The following is a 22,162-nucleotide window of genomic DNA, read 5'->3' on the forward strand; positions in this document are numbered from 1 at the left end:
GACCGACGCACGATCCTGCACGGCGGGACGGAGGCCCAATTGATTGACGAGCCAGCGGATACGGCGGTGACGCCGCACACCGATGGGCAGCCCGAAGGCGCGCCCGAAGAAAGCGTGCGCGACGTCCTCGCGCGGCTCTATGCCGATGGCCGCGCCTTTGCTGCGGCCGAAGCGGACAAGCAGAAACTGCGCGCCGGCATCATCGGCGTTGGGATGCGCAACGCCGCACTGTTCGGCGTCGTGGCGCTGATGCTCGCCTTCGCCAGCATCGTCGCACTGGTCGTTGGCCTGACCATCGCTTTGGCGCAGGTCATCGCGCCAATCTGGGCCACCCTGATCGTCGTTGGCGGTGCATTGATGCTGGTCGTGTTGCTGCTGCTGGCAGCCAAGGGCAGCATCACGCGGATGAAGAAGGCGATCGCGCCATGAACCTGGAAGCCCGATATCGCCAGGCCTGCGAGCGTGCGGATGCCGCGCGCGGACGCCTGTCCCTCACGGCGGCGGAAGCCAAGGCCCGTGTCGCGCCCGCCCGGCTCAAAAAGGATGTGAAGGACAAGGCGAGCAACGCCCTGCTGAATGGCGTGGCCAATGCCGCCGCGCAGGCGCAACAGCGCCCCGCCGCGATCGCCGCAGCCGCCACCGCCTTCGGACTTTTTCTGGCGCGGCGTCCGCTGGCGGCACTTTTCCGGCGGCTATACGTTCGCTTCCAAGACACCCAGTTAGACAATTCGGAGACTGACGATGGCTGATATCCGCGCTCAACTGACCCGCGTTCGCGAAGCGGCGAACGACGCCGCAACGACCGCCACCGACCGGATCAAGGATACCGGCGAAAAGGCGCGCGAAAGTGCAGGCGAACTGATCCAGACGAGCCGCGACAAGGCGAGCGAAGCCTATGGCGAGGCGCGCGACAAGACCCAGCGGGTCGCCTCCCGCGCCAATGAGATCGTGCAGGAACATCCGATCGTCGCCGTCGCCGGCGCTGTCGCTGTGGGCGCGGTAGTCGCCTGGATGTTCCCCAAGAGCCGCGCCGCCATGAAGGCGCTGCCGGGCCTGGCGGTTACCGCCGGCTCGCGCTTTCTGGAGGCTGCCGTCGCCGCACGCGCCGCCGCTGCCGAGGGTGCCGAAACGGTGAAGCAGGGCGCGACTCAGGCCCTCCACGCGGCTGGCGATGTGGCATCGGATGCGCGCGACAGCGTGGCATCGGCCGACCTGCCGGCCAGGGCGTCGAAACTCGCCGACGAGGTGACCGCCCTGGTCGCCGCGAAGGTCGATGCGCTGAGCGACGCGATCAAGGCGCGATTGCCCAAAAGCTAATCGCGATTGCGGCAAACGCAATCGGACCAATCCCCTGCTCTTCTTGGCGTATCGCGGTGACGATGCTAAGGCATCGCGATACGCATAAGGAGAATAGATAACGCCATGAGCAAAATGCATCTGGTGCTGGGTGGTCGCGTGACGAATCCGCAGACCCTCGAATTTCAGGATCTCAGCAAGGTCGATCTCGTCGGCGTGTTCCCCGACTATGCGTCAGCCGAAAAGGCCTGGCGCAGCGCGGCGCAGCGCACGGTTGACGACGCCGAGATGCGTTATGTCATCGTGCATCTGCATCGCCTACTGGAACCGGAACTGCCGGGCGCCTAAGCCGCGCCTCCGTTCGCCCTGAGATTGTCGGAGGGCCTTTCTTTCTCAGGAAGAAGAGCAGGGCTTCGACAGGCTCAGCCCGAACGGCCAAATTTTTTGGCCTTAATGCGCCGCGCGCGGCTTCTTCCTGAAGCGCCAGCGCAGGAGCGGCCGGGTCAGTGCCAGCCCCACCAGGAAGCCGCCGATATGGGCGGCGATCGCGATCTGGCCGAGTTCGCTCATCCCCGCGCCGCTTGCCAGCCCGATCATCAATTGCACCGCGATCCACGCGCCCGCCAGCCACAACACGCGCACCAGATTGGCCGATAGCGGCCCGATGGCGCGGACCTGTTGCTGGCTATACAGCAGGGCATAGGGCGCGATGATGGCGGAAATGGCACCGCTGGCCCCGACCATCGGGTTGGTGGACCCCGGATCGATCGCCCATTGCGCCAGGCACGCGCCATATGCGCCAACGACATAGAGAGCGAGCGTCCCGGCCCAACCCAACACATGCTCCACCTGCCGCCCGCAAAAGAGCAGCATCAACATGTTGAAGCCGATATGCAGCCATCCGGCATGGATGAAAGTGCAACTGAGCGGCGTCAGCCAGGCCGGCACCGCGGCCATGCCGTCGAGCAACGCCGGATCGCTAAGGCGCGCAGGAATGAAGCCGCCGACGATCGCGGCGTTATCGACCTGTCCGGTCAGATAGATCAGCAGGAAAGCGGCGACCGTAATCGCCCCAATCCCATTGGTCAGTCGGCCAGCCGGCAGCTTCACGGTCAGATGAATTCGATCTTGTCGACCGAATAGAATTTGTCGCCCGACGGCACGGACACTTCCACATCCTCGCCCACCGTGCGGCCGATCAGCGCGCGGCCCAGCGGGCTGTTATAGCTGATCATGCCCTGCTTGGCGTCCGCTTCGGCCTGGCCGACAATCTGATATTTCACCGGCTTGTCGTCTTCGTCCAGCAACGTCACGGTCGCACCGAATACGATCTTGTTACCCGACAGCGTCTTGGGGTCGATCACCTGGGCGCGGGACAGCTTGTCCTCCAGGTCGTTGATCGTTGCCTCGACCTGGCCCTGCCGCTCCTTGGCGGCGTGATATTCGGCGTTTTCGGACAAATCGCCGTGTGCGCGCGCTTCTTCGATGGCGTCCACGATCAGCGGCCGTTCGGCCTTCAGTTCGCGGAGCTGCGTATTGAGCTTGTCATAGCCCATCTGCAGCATCGGCATCTTCTCGACGGTCGCCATTTGCAAATCCTTCGTCAAAACTTCCCTTTGGCGACCCGAACGTCGGGCCGCCCGCAGCATGCTTCCTTATGCAGGGGATCAGGCTTGCGACAGGGGATAATAGGACTGGAGCGAGCGCACTTCAAGGGCATGACCCCGTAAAGCCTCGATCGCATCGGCCGCAGCGACGCTGGCGGCGGCCGTAGTGAAGCTGGCGACCTTGTGGCGCAGCGCGCTGATACGGATCGCCTTGCTGTCTTTCAGGGACTGCCAGCCTTCGGTGGTGTTGAAGATCAGTTGCACATCGCCATCGGTGATCTTGTCCACGATATGCGGCCGGCCCTCGGCTACCTTGTTGACCCGCTGTACGGCGATACCCTGTTCTTCCAGATATTGGGCGGTGCCGCCGGTCGCGATCAGTTTGAAGCCCATGTCCACCAGCTTGCGCGCGGCAGGCAGGATGACCGGCTTGTCGCTGTCCTTGAGCGAGATGAACACCATGCCCTGCGTCGGCAACATGGTGCCCGCGCCGATCTGCGCCTTGGCGAAGGCGGTCGCGAAATTGCTATCGATTCCCATGACTTCGCCAGTGCTTTTCATTTCCGGCGAAAGGACGGGATCGACGCCGGGGAAGCGGCCGAAGGGGAAGACCGCTTCCTTGACCGCGACATGGTTGATCGCGTTGCGGTCAATCTTGGGCAGATCCTTGATCTTTTCCCCCGCCATTACGCGGGACGCGATCTTGGCGATGGGGGTGCCGATCGCCTTGGCGACGAAGGGCACGGTCCGGCTGGCGCGCGGATTGACCTCTATCAGGTAAACCACCCCGTCCTTGACCGCGAACTGGATGTTCATCAGGCCGCGCACGGACAGCGCATGGGCCAGCACTTCGGTCTGGCGTTCGATCTCCGCAATGATGTCGTCCGACAGGCTGTAGGGCGGCAGCGAACAGGCGCTGTCGCCCGAATGGACGCCGGCCTCCTCGATATGCTGCAATACGCCCGCGACCACGACATCCTCGCCATCGCACAGCGCATCGACATCCACCTCGATCGCGTCGCGCAGATATTGGTCGATCAGCACCGGCGAGTCGCCCGACACCTTGACGGCCGTGGTAATATATTCCTCCAACTGCGCCTGGCCGTCGACGATCTCCATCGCGCGGCCACCCAGCACGTAGCTGGGGCGCATCAGCACGGGATAGCCGATTCGGTTGGCGACCGCGATCGCTTCCTCCCGGCTGCGGGCGATGCCGTTGGCGGGCTGGCGCAGTTTCAGCTTATCGATCAGCGCGGCGAACCGCTCGCGATCTTCGGCTAGGTCGATCGCGTCCGGGCTAGTGCCCAGGATCGGGATGCCCGCATCCTCCAGCGCCTGCGCCAGCTTGAGCGGCGTCTGGCCGCCAAATTGAACGATCACGCCCTTCAGCGTCCCGTTAGACATTTCGACATGCAGGATTTCCAGCACATCCTCGGCCGTCAATGGCTCGAAATAGAGCCGGTCCGACGTGTCATAGTCGGTCGAAACCGTCTCAGGATTGCAGTTTATCATGATGGTTTCATAGCCGACTTCGCTGAGCGCGAAGCAGGCATGGACGCAGCAATAGTCGAACTCGATACCCTGCCCGATCCGGTTCGGCCCGCCGCCCAGGATCACGACCTTCTCCCGGTCCGTCGGCGCGGATTCATTCTCGGCCTCGCCAAAGATCGGCGCTTCATAGGTCGAATACATGTACGGCGTCTTCGCCTCGAACTCGGCCGCGCAGGTGTCGATGCGCTTGAACACCGGACGCACGCCCAGTTTATGACGCAGCTTGCGGACTTCATCCTCCGTCACGCCGCCGGTCATGGCGACGACCGCCTCGTGGATCAGGCCCGATCCCCGCGCAATGCCGCGCTCATTGCCCGCCAGATTGGCCGACTTGAGCGCCAGATAGGCGAGCCGCTTGTCGGAAAAACCCATGGATTTCAGACGCCGCATCCCGTCCGCATCGCGCGGCAGGCCATTGGCCAGCACTTCGCCTTCCGCGTCCACGATTTCCTTGATCCGGTCCAGAAACCAGGGATCGAATTTGGCGATGTTATGGATTTCCTGAACGCTCAACCCTTCGCGCAAAGCCTGCGCGGCGACCAGCAGCCGGTCCGGCGTCGGCTGGGCGAGCGCGGCGATGATGTCGTCCTTGGGAGCGCCGACCAGATGATCGACCGTGTTGAAGCCCGACAGGCCCGTTTCCAGCCCGCGCAGCGCCTTCTGCATCGATTCATGGATGTTGCGGCCGATCGCCATGACTTCGCCGACGGACTTCATCGCGGTGCCCAGCAGCGGCTCTGCGCCCTTGAACTTCTCGAAGGCGAAGCGCGGAATCTTCGTCACGACATAGTCGATCGTCGGTTCGAACGACGCGGGCGTCGCGCCGGTGATGTCGTTGGTGATCTCGTCCAGCGTGTAACCCACCGCCAGTTTCGCCGCGACCTTGGCGATCGGGAAGCCGGTCGCCTTGGACGCCAGCGCGGACGAGCGCGACACGCGCGGGTTCATCTCGATCACGACCAGGCGGCCGTCCTTCGGATTGACTGCGAATTGTACGTTGGAACCGCCTGTTTCGACGCCGATTTCCCGCAATACCGCGATCGATGCGTTGCGCATGATCTGATATTCCTTGTCGGTCAGCGTCAGCGCCGGGGCAACGGTGATGCTGTCGCCGGTATGGACGCCCATCGGGTCGACATTCTCGATCGAACAGATGATGATGCAATTGTCGTTGCGGTCGCGCACGACTTCCATCTCATATTCTTTCCAGCCGAGAAGGGACTCCTCGATAAGCACCTCGGTCGTGGGCGACGCATCCAGCCCGCCGCGCACGATGGTCATGAACTCGTCGCGATTATAGGCGATGCCGCCGCCGGTGCCGCCCATGGTGAAGCTAGGCCGGATGATCGATGGCAGGCCGGTAAACTCCAGCCCCTCCAGCGCCTCTTCCATCGTATGCGCGATGCGCGAGCGGGCGCTTTCCAGCCCGATCTTGTCCATCGCGTCGCGGAACTTGATCCGGTCCTCCGCCTTGTCGATCGCCTCGGCATCCGCGCCGATCATCTGGACGCCATATTTCTCCAGCGTGCCGTCATTGAACAACGCCAGCGCCGTGTTCAGCGCCGTCTGCCCGCCCATGGTCGGCAACACCGCGTCCGGCCGCTCCTTCTCGATGATCTTCGCCACGATCTCTGGCGTGATCGGCTCGACATAGGTCGCGTCGGCAAATTCCGGGTCGGTCATGATCGTGGCCGGGTTGGAATTGACCAGAACGATGCGATAGCCCTCTTCCTTGAGCGCCTTTACCGCCTGCGTGCCCGAATAATCGAACTCGCACGCCTGCCCGATGATGATCGGGCCAGCGCCGATGATGAGGATGGAGGTGATGTCGGTGCGTTTGGGCATAAGTCTCGATCAATTCGCGTGTATGGTGATGGGATAGGAGACGGTCAGCCCGAATGCTCGAACCTCAGCTTGCACACATGGCAAGGCTTTTTCCATCTTCCTCTGACGCTTTTCGGCCTCAATATCTGAAAGTGAGCGTGGGCCAAAAGTTGACCCGTTCACTCTCGTTTCCCAGAAACGATAATGCCTTTTCTGAGCAGATATGGCTTGGAATCGCACATCGGCTACCCCGCATTTGACCGCAGCTTGGTCAAGAATACGCATATCGGACAAAGATTCAGACAAACCATTTGCCCCAGCTACCATCAGCCCAAAAATCGCAAAGCTCATCAATGCACCGCCCCCGCCTGCGCCTCGCACCCCCAGCCGTCATATTCGACGCCGCAGAGGATTTCGATCTGGAGGCATTTGCGGGTCAGCGCGCGGATCGACGCTTCATCGACCGGCTGCACACATTCCAGGAACAGGAACAGGTCGCCCTCTTCATCCTCTTCCCGGTCCAGTTCGACCATGCCGAACTGGCTGGCGATGGTGAGCAGCCGATCGAAATCCTTTTCGCTGCCGCGGAATGACACGTCCACCGGCCGCGCGATCCGGGCCACGTCGCCATTGGCGGCGAGGTTGGCGAGAACGTCCTTGTCCGCCTCCCACTCGGCGGCGAGGCGGGCTTCATCGACGGGAGGGAGGTTGATGCTCATGCCGCGACCGGCCCTTTCAGGCCCGCCACGAAGCGCTTGAACAGGTAGAAGCTGTCCTGCGGCCCCGGCGATGCTTCGGGGTGATATTGCACGGAAAAGGCGTTCCTGTCGGTCAGTTCGATCCCGCAATTACTGCCGTCGAACAGCGACACATGGGTCGCGCGGACATTGGCGGGCAGCGTGGCGGCATCCACCGCAAAGCCATGGTTCATGCTGGTGATCTCGACCAGGCCATCGTCCAGCCGCTTGACCGGATGGTTCGCGCCGCGATGGCCCTGATGCATCTTGATCGTTTTCGCGCCCACGGCCAACCCCAGCAGCTGATGGCCCAGGCAAATGCCGAAGATCGGCACATTCTCGGTCAGCAGCGCGGCGATCACCGGCACGGCATAGGCGCCGGTCGCCGCCGGATCGCCCGGACCGTTGGACAGAAACACGCCGTCGGGCTGCAAGTCCATCACCTGTTCGAACGTCGCGGTCGCGGGCAGCACGGTGACGCGCGCGCCGGCCTGCACCAGATTGCGGAAGATATTGTTCTTCGCGCCATAATCGATCGCCACGACATGCGGGCGCGGCGCGGGGGTCGGCAGATCCTTTTCCGCAAACAACAGCGGCTCGCCATCCTCGCCCACCGCCGGATAGCCAGCAGCAACCGTGACCAGCGCGTCGGTGGCGTCGACGTCATAGCCCTTGCCCAGCGTCCAGCCGCCATCCTTCCACAGGCGCGTTTCCTTGCCCGTGACTTCGATGGCCAGGTCCATGCCCTCCAGCCCCGGCCAGCCCGCCGCCTTGGCGGCCAGCGCGGCGATGTCGAACCCGCCATCGGGATCATGCGCGATGACGACATTGGGCGCGCCCTTCACCCGGATCAGCCGGGTCAGCGCGCGGGTATCGACACCGGCGAGGCCAATACGGCCGTTTTCCGCCATCCACTGATCGAACGGTTCGACATTGCGGAAATTGCTCGGCGCGGTGACGTTTTCGCGCACGATGCAGCCCAGCGTGTGAGGCGATGTCGCCTCGACATCGTCCAGGTTGGTGCCGACGTTACCGATGTGGGGGAAGGTGAAGTTGACGATCTGCCCGGCGTAAGAGGGATCGGTCATGATCTCCTGATAACCGGTGATGGAGGTGTTGAAGCAGAGTTCGCCTACCGCATCGCCGACCGCACCGAAACCACGGCCGAACACCGCGCTGCCATCGGCAAAAACCACGACCCCTGTCGCTCCTTTGGGCACAATGAGGGTCTTGGCGTCAGCCATGGTGTCAGCGTCCTTTATGCTTTTGCTAAGAACCCGTCTACAGCGGGTTAAACGGCCGGTCACCTATGCCCCCACGCCCGCAAGGTCAACGTCTGTTAAAAATCTCTTTTGCCGCTATATCTGCTCCTTTCCGCAAGAAACAGGATTCATTCGTCGATGATTCGCGATACCATCAAGAGCGCCCAGATCACCGCCATGAAGGCCGGCGAGAAGGAAAAGCTGGCGGCCGTGCGCCTGATCCTGGCGAAGCTGAAGGACCGCGACATCGAACTGCGCACCGCCTCCACCGTGCCGGACGACGACGCCGTGGTGGTCGAAGTGTTGCAAAAGATGGTCAAGCAGCGCCGCGAATCGATCGATATGTTCACCAAGGGTGGGCGCGACGAACTGGCCGCCAAGGAACAGGCCGAACTGGCCGTGATCGAAGGCTTCCTGCCCGCGCAGCTCAGCGAAGACGAAACGAAGGCGGCGATCGAGGGGATCAAGGCGGAGGTCGGCGCGGAGAGCGTCAAGGACATGGGCAAGGTGATGGCCGTGCTGAAGGAACGCCATGGCAGCGTGATCGACATGAGCAAGGCGAGCGGGCTTGTGAAAGCGGCGCTGGGCTAAGCTATCATTGATAGTTCCCCTCCCGCTTGCGGGAGGGGTTAGGGGAGGGCATGTTCCACATCAATGGACAAAGGTTACGCCCGCCCCACCGCGAAAGCGCGCGCACTGCGCAACAATGCCACGGAAGCCGAACGCATCCTGTGGCGCGCGATCAGCGCTCGAAAAATCTCCGGCATCCGTTTCAACCGTCAGGTTCCCATCGGCCAATTCATCTGCGATTTCGTGGCGCGATCCATCGGCCTGGTGATCGAAGTCGACGGCGGACAGCATAATGATGAGGTTGATGCGGAACGGACGCGCTATATCGAAGCACAGGGCTTTCGCGTGATCCGTTTCTGGAACAATGATGTTCTGGGCAATATCGAAGGCGTGATTGAGGAAATCGAACGGGTGATTGCAAACATGCCCTCCCCCGACCCCTCCCGCAAGCGGGAGGGGAGAGATTGAGCCTCTCCCCCGCCTTTCTCGACGAACTGCGGATGCGCACGTCGTTGTCCACCCTGATCGGCCGCACGATCAAGGTTACCAAGGCCGGCCGCGAATATAAGGCCTGCTGCCCCTTCCATAATGAAAAGACGCCCAGCTTCACGATTAACGATGAAAAGGGCTTCTACCATTGTTTCGGCTGCGGCGCGCATGGCGATGCGATCCGCTGGATGACGGACCAGCGCGGCCTGCCCTTCATGGAGGCGGTGAAGGAACTGGCGCAGGCGGCCAGCATGGACGTGCCCGCCCCCGACCCGCGCGCCGCCAAGCGCGCCGAGCAGGCCAAGGGACTGCATGACGCCATGGCCGCGGCGCAGGGCTTTTTCGAGGAGCAGTTGGGCGGCATCGACGGCGGCGAAGCGCGCGCCTATCTGCAAAAGCGCGGCATCAGCGACACGACCCGCCGCACCTTCGGCTTCGGCTTTTCCCCCGACGGACGCGGCCGCCTCAAGACCGCGCTCAAGGATTTCGGCGAACCGATGCTGGTCGAGGCCGGGCTGCTGATCGATCCCGAAGCGCTGGAACAGGGCAATGCCAAGAAGCGCGAAAGCTATGATCGTTTCCGCGGCCGACTGATGCTGCCCATTCGCGATATTCGCGGGAGGGTGATCGCCTTTGGCGGTCGCATATTGGGCGCTGGCGAGCCTAAATATCTGAACTCGCCCGACACGCCGCTGTTCGACAAAGGCCGCACCCTCTACAATATCGACCGCGCTTCCCCCGCCAGCCGCCAGACCGAGCGCGTGATCGTGGTCGAAGGCTATATGGACGTGATCGCGCTGGCGCAGGCCGGGTTCGGCGACGCCGTCGCCCCGCTCGGCACCGCCCTGACCGAACATCAGATCGAACGGCTGTGGAAAATGGTCGAAGTGCCGATCCTCTGCTTCGACGGCGATTCGGCGGGGCAGAAGGCCGCGATCCGCGCCGCCAACCGCGCCCTGCCCCTGCTGCGCCCCGGCCATAGCCTGTGTTTTGCCACCCTGCCGCCGGGCAAAGACCCCGACGATCTGATCCGCGAGAGCGGCCCGCAGGCGATGGAAGCGGTGCTCAAGGCTGCCGAGCCGCTGATCGAACGGCTGTGGAGCCATGAACTGAGCGCCATGCCGCTCGACACACCCGAACAGAAGGCCGCGCTCAAGCAGCGGCTGCGCGCCATAACGGATGCGATCACCCATCCCGACGTCCGCGCCCATTATGCCCATGAATTTCGCGAACGCTATGATGCGCGCTTCTTCGCCCGGCGCGATAACGCCCCGGCGCAAAGGCAGGCGCGTGGCGGCGGCGATGGCGGCCGTTGGCAGCGCGACAAGCGCGGCAATTGGAAAGCGCCGATTCCCGCGGCCGGCTTCGAAGCCCGTGCCATCGGCACAAATGGCCTGGAACAGCGGCTGCTGCGCGCCGTCCTGGCCAGCCTGCTGCGCCATCCCGAACAGATTCTGCCCCATCGCGAGATGCTGTCGGCGCTGCAAATCGCCGATTCGCTGCTGGCGCAGCTGCTGGACGTGATGATCGGCGCGTCCTTCCGCAAAGAAACAGTTGAAACGCAGGCCCTCCTTACCATATTGGGGCAAGGTGAGTTGTATAATATGGCTAAGGGGATGCTCCGGGCCGATGCGTTCAAACTCACTCCCGACAGGACGACCACCGATCCTGATCGCGTCGCACGCGATCTTGAGGAGGCCGTTCGGGTGATGACGCAGGGACCAGAGCTTGAGCGGAATTTGGCCGTGGCGACCGAGCGGGTGAAGGCAGATGTAAGCGAAGAGAATTTGCTGGCGCAAAATCATGCGCTGGTGGCTCATCGCAACCATCTTATCCGCTTGGCGGAACTAGGCCAGTCCGAAGACATTGTTTGATGAGATCGCCCTTGCGAGGGCGGCGGAGTTAAGGCGAATACATGGCGACCAAGGCGAACAGCAAAAGTGCGGCGGGTGCAGGTGATGGTGGGGATGAAGGCGGCGATGCCCCTCTGCTCGACCTCAACGAAGCCTCGGTCAAGAAGCTGCTCGCTCGCGCGAAGAAGCGCGGCTACATCACCTATGACGAGTTGAACAACGCCCTGCCGCAGGACCAGATGTCCTCCGAGCAGATCGAGGACGTCATGTCCGCGCTCAACGACATGGGCGTCAACATCGTCGAAAACGAAGAAGCCAGCGAAGACGGCGACGAGCAGCGCGAGCGCGAGGATGCCGACGACGCCGAAGATGATTCGGGCGACGACGATGGCGGCCCAAAGCTCATCACCGAAAAGAAGAAGGAAACGGTCGATCGCACCGACGATCCCGTTCGCATGTACCTGCGCGAAATGGGCGCAGTGGAACTGCTCAGCCGTGAGGGCGAAATCGCCATCGCCAAACGGATCGAGGCTGGCCGCGACACGATGATCCTAGGCCTGTGCGAAAGCCCGACGACCTTCAACGCGATCATCGAATGGTCGACCGCGCTCAACAACGGCGAAATGCAGCTGCGCGAGATTCTCGATCTCGACGCCATGCTCTCGAAAGACCCTGCTCCGGAAAGCCTGGAGGAAGGCGCCGAGGATGACGATGGCGAGATCAGCGAGAAGACCGCTGGCCCCAGCTTCAAGGAAGAAGAAGAGCCGGAGGAGGAATCCGCCGACGCCGACGAGGATGAGGACGGCGCGCCCCGCGCTCGCCGCGTTGAGGAAGAAGAGGAAGAGGACAACACCCTGTCCCTCGCCCAGATGGAGGAAACGCTCAAGCCAATGGCGCTTGAGAAGTTTGCGACCATCACCGAAATCTTCCGCGCCTTCTCCGCTGCCCAGTCAGCTCGCATGGTCGCCATGGCGGTCGGCGAAGTGCTGAGCCAGAAGGCCGAGGATGATTATCATGATCTGCGCGAACAACTCACCGCGCAGGTCGAAAGCGTGCAGTTCCACCAGCAGAAGATCGAATATCTGGTCGATCAGCTCTATGCCTATAACCGGCGGCTGACCGCGCTGGGCGGCCAGATGCTGCGCCTGGCCGAACGGCACAAGGTTCCGCGCAAGGATTTCCTCGACCGTTATGTGAATCATGAGTTGGACGATGGCTGGCTCGACAAGGTCGGCGGTCTGGACAAGAAATGGACCGCCTTCGTCGCCGCCGAAGGGCGCGCGGTCGACCGCATCCGTAACGAGGTCGGCGAAATCGCCCAGGCGACCGGCATGTCGCTCAGCGAGTTCCGCCGCATCGTCAACATGGTGCAAAAGGGCGAACGCGAAGCGCGCCTCGCCAAGAAGGAAATGGTCGAGGCGAATCTTCGCCTCGTCATCTCCATCGCTAAAAAATATACGAACCGTGGCCTGCAATTCCTTGATCTTATTCAGGAAGGCAATATCGGCTTGATGAAGGCGGTCGATAAGTTCGAATATCGCCGCGGCTACAAGTTCAGCACCTATGCGACTTGGTGGATCAGGCAGGCGATCACCCGTTCGATCGCGGATCAGGCGCGGACCATCCGTATTCCGGTCCACATGATCGAAACGATCAACAAGCTGGTCCGCACCAGCCGCCAGTTCCTGCACGAGCAGGGCCGCGAGCCCACGCCGGAAGAAATGGCCGAGCGTCTGTCGATGCCGCTCGAAAAGGTCCGCAAGGTGATGAAGATCGCCAAGGAGCCGATCTCCCTTGAAACGCCGATCGGCGACGAGGAAGACAGCCATCTGGGCGACTTCATCGAGGACAAGAATGCGATCATCCCGGTCGACGCCGCGATCCAAGCGAACCTCAAGGAAACGGTCACCCGCGTCCTTGCCTCGCTCACCCCGCGTGAGGAGCGCGTGCTGCGCATGCGCTTTGGCATCGGCATGAACACCGATCATACGCTGGAGGAAGTGGGCCAGCAGTTCAGCGTGACCCGCGAACGCATCCGCCAGATCGAGGCGAAGGCGCTGCGCAAGCTCAAGCATCCATCGCGCTCGCGCAAAATGCGGTCGTTCCTGGACCAGTAAATTAAAACGCATCGGTAAATGTAAATTAACCATCGTTGACGGAAAAGGGCGGCTTTCACGGTCGCCCTTTCTGATTCCGTAAACCGGACGTTTACTCCGGCGCACTATGCCTTGGGATTACAGCCTGCGCATGCGGGGCATCACAGGGATTTGGGCATGAGCGAAGCGGCACCGCGCTATCAATTTGGCGACATAGCGCGAGTCCTGGAGGCGCTGGTCGCCGCCGATGGAACGGCCGCTCACGCCTATGCCCACCGCGCCAGCACCGGCGTCGCGCGCGATGCCCTGCCCTCGCTCTCCGACCTCGCCGACGCTGCCTATTATCTCTGCATGCTCCACGGCCGTCATCCCGGCGTGATCGATCATGCCGCGACCCGCTCCGCCGACAATGCGGCACGCCAGTGGTTGATCGAAACCGGCGACGCCTTCGCCCGCGAACGCGCCTACCTCGCCCAGGTCACGGTCGCCGTCGGCCCCGCCCCCAGCACGGCGGGCCAGGCCGATTGCGAAACCGCCGTCAGCCAGCAACGCCACGCACTCGACATGCTGGCCCAGTCCGACCGGCGCGGCTGCGCCATGGGCGCGGCGATGGCGCTGGTGCTCGACTGGCGCGCCGTGCGTCATGTGCTCGACATGGCGGCGCTGCGCGCAGGGCTGGAACCCCATGCCTGCACCCTGCCCGATCGCAATGTGACGCTGGACGTTGCCCGCGCCATTGGCGGCGACGATGGCATCGACCGGGCGATTCAATTCGGCGCGCGCCAGTTACTGAACCAGCATCGCGGCCTGTGGGATCTGCTCGCCGCCCGCGCCGACGTGCGCGCGCGGCAAGCCTGACCAGCCCTTTAACGCCTAATTCCCCTTTCGAGATTGCGCCTGCACGCGGCTTTGCCTAGTCCGGTTGCCATAGGCAACGGAATGGACCAGCAAGATGCGCTTTGAAGGCACGCAGGATTATGTCGCCACCGACGACCTGAAGGTCGCGGTCAACGCCGCCGTATTGCTGCGCCGTCCGCTGCTGGTGAAGGGCGAACCGGGCACCGGCAAGACCGTCCTGGCCCAGGAAATCGCCAAGGCGCTGGACGCGCCACTCATCGAATGGAACGTCAAGTCCACGACCAAGGCACATCAGGGCCTGTATGAATATGACGCCGTCGCCCGCCTGCGCGATGGCCAGTTGGGCGATGAGCGCGTCCACGACATCGCCAATTATATCCGCAAGGGCAAGCTGTGGGAGGCCTTCACCTCGCCCAAGCTGCCCGTCCTGCTGATCGACGAGATCGACAAGGCCGACATCGAATTTCCCAACGACCTGTTGCAGGAACTCGATCGCATGGCTTTCCACGTCTATGAAACGGGGCAAACCGTCGCTGCGGTCGATCGCCCGGTCGTCATCATCACGTCCAACAACGAGAAGGAACTGCCCGACGCCTTCCTGCGCCGTTGTTTCTTCCACTATATTAAATTCCCCGACCGCGACACACTGGCGAAAATCGTTGATGTACATTTTCCCGGCATCCAGAAAATCCTGGTCAGCAAGGCAATGGATATCTTTTACGAGATACGCGACGTGCCCGGCCTCAAGAAAAAGCCTTCGACCTCCGAACTGCTCGACTGGCTCAAGCTGCTGCTGAACGAGGATATGCCGCTTGATGTGCTCCAGAATAGCGACCCGACAAAGGCGATCCCGCCGCTCCACGGCGCGCTGCTCAAAAACGAGCAGGACATCATGATGTTCGAACGCCTCGCCTTCATGGCGCGGCGACAGGGGCGGTAGGGCAGGATAACCCTACATCCGTTCGCTTCGAGCGTGTCGAGAAGCGGGCAGAGCGTTGCCAGCGTTTCTCGACGTCGCTCGAAACGAACGGATCTTGTTCTAAGGAATATCTATGCCCCATTCCGCCGGATGCCTCTGCGGCGCTGTCCGCATTACCATCGACGCAGACCCCATCGCCGCGCGCATGTGCTGGTGCCGCCTGTGCCAATATCTGGGCGGCGGATCGGCGACCGTGAACGTCTGCTTCCCGACCGACCATATTGTCACGACCGGCGACGTCCGTTGGCATGACAGCGTCGCCGACAGCGGCAACGCGATGAAGCGCGGCTTCTGCCCGAACTGCGGCACGCCGCTGTTCAGCCTGGCCGAATCGCGCCCGCATCTGACCTTCATCCGTGCCGGCGCGCTTGACGATCCTTCGCTGATCGGCCCGCAGGCGGTGATCTGGACCGATGCCGCACCCGACTGGGCGCATCATGATCCCGATCTGCCCCACTATCCGGCGCAAATCCCGCCTATTGCCTGAAATCGGCGCTTGCGTACCCCGGTTTAGTCTGTAGCCTCCCTGTCATAGTTCAATGCCGCGCAAAGACGGTATCGACCTGGAGAGTGATGACGATGCCGAAGCGCGCCCAAGGACTCATGGCCACCATAGCCTCCGCCACGGCGCTTCTTTCTGCCGCGGCGCTGTGCATTGCCATCCCGTCGATCGCCCACGCCGCCGACGCCGAAGCCTGGACCCCGACCGACAGCGCCATCCGCGCCGTATCCGCAGGCATCGCCCTGCCCCAGACCGTCGCCGGTCTTTCGCTCAGCAAGAGCGGCGAAGCCTCCAATGGTGGCCGCGCAGTCGATAATTATGCGCAATATCTGTCGGAAGATGGCGCCATCCAGGCGACCCTCTACGTCTATCTGCCGACCTATGCCGACGCCTCGCTCGCCGCCTATATGACCGACAAGGCGGTGATGGAGCGGTTCGGCGCGAAGACCCGCCGCACCGCCTATGCCAGCGCCCCCGTCGCCGGCCGAGCGGACAGCGCGATCCGCGCCGTCTATGACGATGCCGCCGACGGCGCGCTGACCACGGCCGCCGGGTTCGTCCATGCCGGGCGCTGGATCGTCAAGATCCGCGTGACCGGCCCGACCGAGCGTCGCGGCGAAGTGCTGGCCGGCCTGGACGGCATGCTCGCCAACCTGTCGGTCGATGATACCGCCAGCCTGCACGCCACCGCTCCCGCCAGCTTCGCCGCCTGTCCCGCCGCGCCGACCGCCGACGCCCGGCTGACCCCGGCCAAACCCGCACAGGAAGCCGCGCCGCAGGATGTTCGCATCCCGCGCGATGGCAAGGATGCACTTTGCATCCGCGGCACCGTGGCCACCGCCGAGGGCCACTACGACATGCTGCAACAGGCTGGGCGCAGCGACGGCGCGATCATCGTGCCGGTGGACGACAGCGGCACCGTGCTGGCCTTCGATCCCGCCGCCAACGGCGCAGGCTATAAGTTGTCGATCCACATGGTCGGTCAAACCGACCTCTATGGGGTCTATGACAAAGTGCCAAGCCCGCATCAGATAGCCGCGATTATCGACGGCAAGGACACCCAGACCGCCGAAGCACAGGCCGTCGCCACCTATGCCGCCAATGGCGAGGTGACGGTCAGCCGTCTGGCGCAAAAGGGGCGCTGAAGGCGCACCCTATCGACTAAAACGTCACGTGCTCCCGCGAAGGCGGGAGCCTAGTCCCGCCATATGAACTGGGCTCCCGCCCACGCGGGGACACGCTGTTCAATCCTCAGATCAGATAACCCACCTCATATAGCCCCCAGCGCCGCCCGCCGAACACCAGCGGCACGAACACGCTGCGCAGCGCGCGATAGCGACCCTCGCCCAGATCCTGCCGATAGGTGTAGAGGAAGAAATCGCCTTCCTCCTGCAAGGCGCGACGGGTCTGGCTATCCATGAAAATCTGCCGGTTGCGGGCGTTCTCCATGTTCCAATCATGCGCGCCGCGCCGCTGCAGCTGGCAACGCGCGCTGATATGGGTCGGAAGATAGCCATTCATGTCGAGCAGGCAACAGCCGACGATCGCGCTGTCTTCGCTGGTGCGGCGGTCCAGCACCGGCCGCAATATGCCGTCCGCAAAATTGGTGAAGCCGTTGAGATATTGGACTGGCGCGGAGCCGCCGATCGGGCGGTAATCGGTGTCGAACAGTTGGGACAGGCTGATATCCCCCTTCTCCAGCGCCCGCTCGATCAGCGCGCCGACCTCTTCCGCACCATCCTCGGCCAAAGCGATATAGCGGCTGTTGCGCGTCTTCTGCGGCCCATGCGCCGCGGTATTAAGCATGGCGTTGGCCATGCCCTCCAACCCTTCCAACTGCTCGCGCGCGACATCGACCCGCGCCGCGCTGTCGCTCGCCGACCGGCTGAACGCCGCCAGCCCATGACGCAGCGCATTGACGTCGCCATCGGCCGCGTCGGTGCAGGTGACGATGGCGCCCGACCGTTCGCCAAACTGAGTGACCAGCGAAGCGATCTCCGCCATGCTCAACCGCAGCCGGTCGATATGCGCGCCCGCCCCCCGGCCGCGCACGATGTTGGCTTCCACCCCACCGATCAGGTGGCGCGCGTCACGGTCCAACTGGGTCAGCTTGTCGCCGGCCGACGCGGCGGATTCCCCCGCCTGCCCTGCCAACCGTCTGATCTCGTCCGCGACCACGGCAAAGCCCTGGGTCGCCGCGCCGCCGCGCGCCGCCTCGATCGCGGCATTGATCCCCAGCATCCGGGTCTGGCGCGCGATCGCGCCCAATTCCTCGCTGATATCGCCTACCGCCTCGATCACGGTCAGGAACTGGCGCAAATGCCCCTCCAGCCCGGTGACATGCTCCACCAGCGCCGCCACCTCGCCCAGCGACAGGCCGATCACCTCATGCCCGTCGGCGATGATCCGGCCGGCGCGTCGTGCGGTCAGGCTCAATTCCTGCGCCGCAGCGACGCTCTCATTCTGACTGGCGGCCAGTGTTTCCATATTGGCCTGCAGGTTCGCCAGATGCGCTGAATCGCCCTGGATACGGCGGTTCAACTCGCTCAAATATCCAGCCGTCTCGCTGCACTGCAATGCAATGTCGCCCGACCGTTCCCCCAGGTCAGCCAACAAATCCCTGTTTTCCAAGCGCGCCCCGCGTCCAATATGTGTTGTGGATAGTGACGGATTAACCATGCACCGCAACACTTAATATTCGGACAATCCGGGTGGTGACGGCAGCTTGCATCGTCGCGCGCACTGGCCGACAAGCATGGCCATGTTGCTCAACTTTCTCGACGCACTCCGCGCCGCCGGCATCAAGGCCAGCATCAAGGAGCATCTTCTGCTGCTCGAAGCGCTCGACCGCGACGTCATCGCGCGGCGGCCGGAGGATTTCTATTATCTCGCCCGCGCGACCTATGTGAAGGACGAAGGGCTGCTCGACCGGTTCGACCAGGTGTTCGCCAAGGTCTTCAAGGGTGTGTTGGGGCAGGACGGGGTCGAAGCGGAGATACCGGAGGACTGGCTGCGCTTGGTCGCCGAAAAATATCTTAGTGCCGAGGAGATGGAGAAGATCAAATCCCTGGGCGACTGGGACGCCATCATGAAGACGCTGAAAGAGCGGCTGGAGGAACAGCAGGGCCGGCATCAGGGCGGCAGCAAGTGGATCGGCACCGGCGGCACATCCCCCTTCGGCAATGGCGGCTATAACCCGGAAGGCGTGCGCATCGGCGGCGAATCCCGGCACAAGCGCGCGATCAAGGTGTGGGAAAAGCGCGAATTCGCCAATCTCGATAACGCCAAGCAATTGGGTACCCGCAATATCAAGGTCGCGCTGCGCCGCCTGCGCCGCTTCGCGCGGGAAGGGGCGGCAGACGAACTGGACCTGGATGAAACCATCCGCGGCACCGCGCGCCAGGGTTGGCTCGACATTCGGATGCGGCCCGAACGGCATAATGCGGTCAAGCTGCTGCTGTTTCTGGACGTGGGCGGATCGATGGACCCGTTCGTGACGCTGTGCGAGGAGCTGTTCTCCGCCGCGACCGGCGAATTTAAGAATATGGAATTTTTCTACTTCCATAACTGCCTCTACGAAGGCGTGTGGAAGGATAATCGCCGCCGCTTTGCCGAGCGGATTCCGACCTGGGATATCCTCCACAAATATGGCCATGATTATAAGGTCATCTTCGTCGGCGACGCGGCGATGAGCCCTTATGAGATCGCCCAGCCGGGCGGGTCGGTCGAACATATGAATGCGGAAGCCGGTGCCGTCTGGCTCCACCGCGTCGCCCATACCTATCCCGCCTGCGTGTGGCTCAATCCGGCGGCGGAAGCCCATTGGGGCTATAGCCAATCGACCAAGATGATCCGCGACCTGATGAACGATCGCATGTACCCACTGACGATCCAGGGCATTGATACGGCGATGCGCGAACTGACGCGCAAGCGGTGATCCATCGGTCGCAGTTTTGCGGGGAGCCGGATCATGATCTGGAATCCAGCAGAACTTGCTCTCAGAATATGGTGCCTCATTGCTTGGAAGCGGCTGGTCCCCAATTCCCCCCTCTTCCCCATTCCCGTAAATGCGCCCCTCACACTTGGAACAACACCCCGCCCGTCATCGCCTCCGCCACTCCCGTCGTACCCGGAAAGCTGATCGGCAGCCCTTTCAGGTGCCGCACCGCCATATAGGCGAAACCCTGCGCCTCCAGCGCGTCGCCATCCCATCCCAATCCATCGACCGACAACACAGTCGCGCCGGTCCGCTCGGCCAGCATCGCCATCAATGTATCATTATGCCGTCCGCCGCCCGCGACATGGATCGCCGTCGGCCGCTCCGGCAGATGATCGACCGCGCGCGCGACCGCCGCCGCCGTGAACGCCGTCAGCGTCGCCGCGCCATCCTCCAATGAAAGCCCCCGCACCGCATCGATGCTGAACTGCTCGCGATCGATGCTCTTGGGCGGCGGCGCGTCGAACCAGGGGTCGGCCATCATCGCCGCCAGCCGCGCGTCATCCACCCGCCCGCGCGCGGCGCAGGCCCCGCCCGCATCATAGGCGGCGTCTTCATGTGTCTGCATCCAATTGTCGATCAGCCCGCTCGCCATGCCGGTGTCAAACGCGATCAACGTCCCGTCCGACCCGATGAAGGTGATGTTCGCCACCCCGCCCAGGTTCAGCACCGCCGCCGGCTTGTCCAGCCCCGCGGCCAGCGCCCGGTGATAGACCGGCATCAGCGGCGCGCCTTGCCCGCCCGCCGCCACATCGGCTTGGCGCAGGTCGGCGACCACCGCTATGCCGAACGCCCCCGCCAGACCCGCGCCGTCGCCAATCTGCCAGGTCCAGCCCCGGTCGGGCTGATGCGCGACGGTATGGCCGTGAAATCCGATCACCGCCACATCCTCGGCGATATGCCCGCTGCGCCCCAGCATGTCAGCGATCGCCTGCACATGCCGCTCGGTCAATTCCGCCTCGACCGATGCGATCAACGGTTCGAAGCCAGGCTTCTCCATCGCCATCGCCCGCTGGCACGCTTCGGCGAGCCGCACCCGAAAGCCGTCATCATAGGCCATGGCGTGAAATTCGATCGGCTGGCTCAGCCCCTCGCCGTCCGTTTCGATCAGCGCCGCGTCGATTCCGTCGCGCGATGTGCCGGACATCAGGCCGATTGCCAACATGATCGAAAACTCCGCCTCTTTAACAGTCGCACCCGCAATGCTACAGGCGCGCGCCATGAGCAACTATCAGTCCGATCTCTTGCGCCTGCTCGACACGCGCGGCTACATCCACCAGCTGACCGATGCGGAGGGGCTGGACGCCTTGGCCAAAAGCCAGGTGGTGCCCGGCTATATCGGGTTCGATCCGACCGCCCCGTCGCTCCACGTCGGCAGCCTGGTGCAGATCATGATGCTACGCCGGATGCAGCAGGCGGGCCACAAGCCGATCGTGCTGATGGGCGGGGGCACCGGCAAGATCGGCGACCCCAGCTTCAAGGATGAAGCCCGCAAGCTGATGACCGGCGACACGATCGCGTCCAACGTCGCCAGCATCAAGCGGGTGTTCGAACGCTTCCTGACCTTCGGGGACGGCCCGACCGACGCGGTGATGGTCGATAATGCCGATTGGCTCGACGCTCTGGAATATATCCCGTTCCTGCGCGACATCGGCCAGCATTTTTCGGTCAACCGGATGCTCAGCTTCGATTCGGTGAAGACCCGCCTCGACCGCGAACAGTCGCTCAGCTTCCTCGAATTTAATTACATGATCTTGCAGGCCTACGACTTTCTCGAACTGTCGCGCCGATCGGCCTGTCGCCTGCAAATGGGCGGCTCCGACCAGTGGGGCAATATCGTCAACGGCATCGAACTCTCGCGGCGCGTGGACGGCACGCAGGTCTTCGGCCTGACCAGCCCCCTCATCACCACCGCCGATGGCGGCAAGATGGGCAAGACCATGAACGGCGCGGTATGGCTGAACGCCGACGCGCTGCCGCCCTATGATTATTGGCAATTCTGGCGCAACACGCAGGATGCCGATGTCGGCCGCTTCTTGGCGCTGTTCACCGACCTGCCGCTGGACGAGATCGCCCGGCTGGAAGCGCTGGAAGGCGCGGAGATCAACGAGGCGAAGAAGATCCTGGCCCATGCCGCCACCGCCATGGCCCATGGCGAGGAGGCTGCGACCGCTGCCGCCGAAACTGCGCGCAAAACTTTCGAGGAAGGCGCGTCGGACGCCAACCTGCCGACCGTCCGCCTCGGCGCGGACGGCCTGACCGTCGTGCAGGCCATAACCGGCCTCGGCTTCGCCACCTCCAACAAGGAAGTGCGCCGCAAGCTGACCGAAGGTGCGATCCGGGTGAATGGCGACGTCGTTACCGACCCCGCCGTCACGCTCGCGCCCGGCGACAAGCTGAGCTTCGGCGCGAAAAAGCACGGGCTGGTCGTCGTGTAGGTCATACCCATGTGTTCCCGCGCAGGCGGGAACCCAGTTCAAACGGCGGGACTGGGTTCCCGCCTGCGCGGGAACACGCACCATCTACGCGAATCAAAACAGC

At 63.2% G+C, this 22,162-nt stretch carries 22 protein-coding genes; 14 read left to right on the top strand and 8 right to left on the bottom strand.

The window, feature by feature from the left end; translation table 11 throughout:
* Positions 1-39: 39 nt before the first annotated feature.
* The 4 genes from HHL08_RS11815 (at position 40) to HHL08_RS11830 (ending at position 1,644) form a co-directional block, all read left to right on the top strand.
* Positions 40-429, top strand: a complete 390-nt coding sequence (locus HHL08_RS11815; RefSeq protein ID WP_169573373.1) for a hypothetical protein — start codon at positions 40-42, stop codon at positions 427-429.
* Entirely contained in the window at positions 426-749 is a 324-nt protein-coding gene (locus HHL08_RS11820; RefSeq protein ID WP_169573374.1) for a hypothetical protein, read from the top strand. The genes HHL08_RS11815 and HHL08_RS11820 overlap by 4 nt, the downstream gene beginning before the upstream one ends.
* Entirely contained in the window at positions 742-1,317 is a 576-nt protein-coding gene (locus HHL08_RS11825; RefSeq protein WP_169573375.1) for a DUF883 family protein, read from the top strand. Before HHL08_RS11820 ends, HHL08_RS11825 begins: the two co-directional genes overlap by 8 nt.
* A gap of 105 nt (positions 1,318-1,422) precedes the next feature.
* Complete coding sequence (locus HHL08_RS11830; protein ID WP_169573376.1) at positions 1,423-1,644, top strand: DUF4170 domain-containing protein; 222 nt, start codon at positions 1,423-1,425, stop codon at positions 1,642-1,644.
* 102 nt (positions 1,645-1,746) lie between these two features.
* Here HHL08_RS11830 and HHL08_RS11835 read toward each other — a convergent pair whose 3' ends face one another.
* The 6 genes from HHL08_RS11835 to carA form a co-directional block, all read right to left on the bottom strand.
* Positions 1,747-2,406, bottom strand: coding sequence for a rhomboid family intramembrane serine protease (locus tag HHL08_RS11835; RefSeq protein WP_169573377.1), 660 nt, complete (start codon positions 2,404-2,406; stop codon positions 1,747-1,749).
* Between the two features lie 2 nt (positions 2,407-2,408).
* Complete coding sequence (gene greA / locus HHL08_RS11840) at positions 2,409-2,885, bottom strand: transcription elongation factor GreA (protein WP_169573378.1); 477 nt, start codon at positions 2,883-2,885, stop codon at positions 2,409-2,411.
* 78 nt (positions 2,886-2,963) lie between these two features.
* A complete protein-coding gene (gene carB, locus HHL08_RS11845; RefSeq protein ID WP_169573379.1) occupies positions 2,964-6,299 on the bottom strand; it encodes a carbamoyl-phosphate synthase large subunit in 3,336 nt (1,111 codons plus the stop codon).
* 9 nt (positions 6,300-6,308) lie between these two features.
* Positions 6,309-6,629 (bottom strand): hypothetical protein, encoded by a 321-nt coding sequence (locus HHL08_RS11850; protein ID WP_169573380.1) that lies wholly within the window; start codon positions 6,627-6,629, stop codon positions 6,309-6,311.
* The gene (locus tag HHL08_RS11855; protein WP_169573381.1) at positions 6,629-6,997 is read right to left on the bottom strand and encodes a ribonuclease E inhibitor RraB; all 369 of its coding nucleotides are present in this window, start codon (positions 6,995-6,997) and stop codon (positions 6,629-6,631) included. Before HHL08_RS11855 ends, HHL08_RS11850 begins: the two co-directional genes overlap by 1 nt.
* Positions 6,994-8,259 (bottom strand): glutamine-hydrolyzing carbamoyl-phosphate synthase small subunit, encoded by a 1,266-nt coding sequence (gene carA, locus HHL08_RS11860; RefSeq protein WP_169573382.1) that lies wholly within the window; start codon positions 8,257-8,259, stop codon positions 6,994-6,996. Before carA ends, HHL08_RS11855 begins: the two co-directional genes overlap by 4 nt.
* A gap of 156 nt (positions 8,260-8,415) precedes the next feature.
* Between carA and HHL08_RS11865 the strand changes: the two genes are divergently transcribed.
* From HHL08_RS11865 to HHL08_RS11900, 8 genes are all read left to right on the top strand, one after another.
* Entirely contained in the window at positions 8,416-8,868 is a 453-nt protein-coding gene (locus HHL08_RS11865) for a GatB/YqeY domain-containing protein (RefSeq protein WP_169573383.1), read from the top strand.
* 63 nt (positions 8,869-8,931) lie between these two features.
* Complete coding sequence (locus HHL08_RS11870; protein ID WP_169573384.1) at positions 8,932-9,315, top strand: endonuclease domain-containing protein; 384 nt, start codon at positions 8,932-8,934, stop codon at positions 9,313-9,315.
* A complete protein-coding gene (dnaG, locus tag HHL08_RS11875) occupies positions 9,312-11,210 on the top strand; it encodes a DNA primase (protein WP_169573385.1) in 1,899 nt (632 codons plus the stop codon). Before HHL08_RS11870 ends, dnaG begins: the two co-directional genes overlap by 4 nt.
* 41 nt (positions 11,211-11,251) lie before the next feature.
* Positions 11,252-13,306 carry an RNA polymerase sigma factor RpoD gene (gene rpoD / locus HHL08_RS11880; protein ID WP_169573386.1) on the top strand — a complete coding sequence of 685 codons (2,055 nt, stop codon included), beginning with the start codon at positions 11,252-11,254 and terminating at the stop codon, positions 13,304-13,306.
* A 156-nt stretch (positions 13,307-13,462) separates the two neighbouring features.
* The gene (locus HHL08_RS11885; RefSeq protein WP_169573387.1) at positions 13,463-14,143 is read left to right on the top strand and encodes a DUF6975 family protein; all 681 of its coding nucleotides are present in this window, start codon (positions 13,463-13,465) and stop codon (positions 14,141-14,143) included.
* A 94-nt stretch (positions 14,144-14,237) separates the two neighbouring features.
* On the top strand, positions 14,238-15,083 hold the full coding sequence (locus HHL08_RS11890; protein ID WP_169573388.1) for an AAA family ATPase: 846 nt from the start codon (positions 14,238-14,240) through the stop codon (positions 15,081-15,083).
* 112 nt (positions 15,084-15,195) lie between these two features.
* The gene (locus HHL08_RS11895) at positions 15,196-15,609 is read left to right on the top strand and encodes a GFA family protein (RefSeq protein WP_169573389.1); all 414 of its coding nucleotides are present in this window, start codon (positions 15,196-15,198) and stop codon (positions 15,607-15,609) included.
* A gap of 92 nt (positions 15,610-15,701) precedes the next feature.
* On the top strand, positions 15,702-16,769 hold the full coding sequence (locus HHL08_RS11900; protein ID WP_408021776.1) for a hypothetical protein: 1,068 nt from the start codon (positions 15,702-15,704) through the stop codon (positions 16,767-16,769).
* A 106-nt stretch (positions 16,770-16,875) separates the two neighbouring features.
* Here HHL08_RS11900 and HHL08_RS11905 read toward each other — a convergent pair whose 3' ends face one another.
* Complete coding sequence (locus HHL08_RS11905) at positions 16,876-18,240, bottom strand: methyl-accepting chemotaxis protein (protein ID WP_206377840.1); 1,365 nt, start codon at positions 18,238-18,240, stop codon at positions 16,876-16,878.
* A gap of 145 nt (positions 18,241-18,385) precedes the next feature.
* Between HHL08_RS11905 and HHL08_RS11910 the strand changes: the two genes are divergently transcribed.
* On the top strand, positions 18,386-19,561 hold the full coding sequence (locus HHL08_RS11910) for a vWA domain-containing protein (protein ID WP_169573392.1): 1,176 nt from the start codon (positions 18,386-18,388) through the stop codon (positions 19,559-19,561).
* A gap of 139 nt (positions 19,562-19,700) precedes the next feature.
* On the opposite strand, the gene HHL08_RS11915 is transcribed toward HHL08_RS11910, so the two are convergent.
* Complete coding sequence (locus HHL08_RS11915) at positions 19,701-20,786, bottom strand: anhydro-N-acetylmuramic acid kinase (protein WP_169573393.1); 1,086 nt, start codon at positions 20,784-20,786, stop codon at positions 19,701-19,703.
* A gap of 55 nt (positions 20,787-20,841) precedes the next feature.
* Between HHL08_RS11915 and tyrS the strand changes: the two genes are divergently transcribed.
* Entirely contained in the window at positions 20,842-22,059 is a 1,218-nt protein-coding gene (tyrS, locus tag HHL08_RS11920) for a tyrosine--tRNA ligase (protein WP_169573394.1), read from the top strand.
* Positions 22,060-22,162: the final 103 nt, after the last annotated feature.

Origin of the sequence: Sphingobium psychrophilum (assembly GCF_012927105.1) — a bacterium.
GTDB classification, from domain to species: Bacteria; Pseudomonadota; Alphaproteobacteria; order Sphingomonadales; family Sphingomonadaceae; genus Sphingobium; species Sphingobium psychrophilum.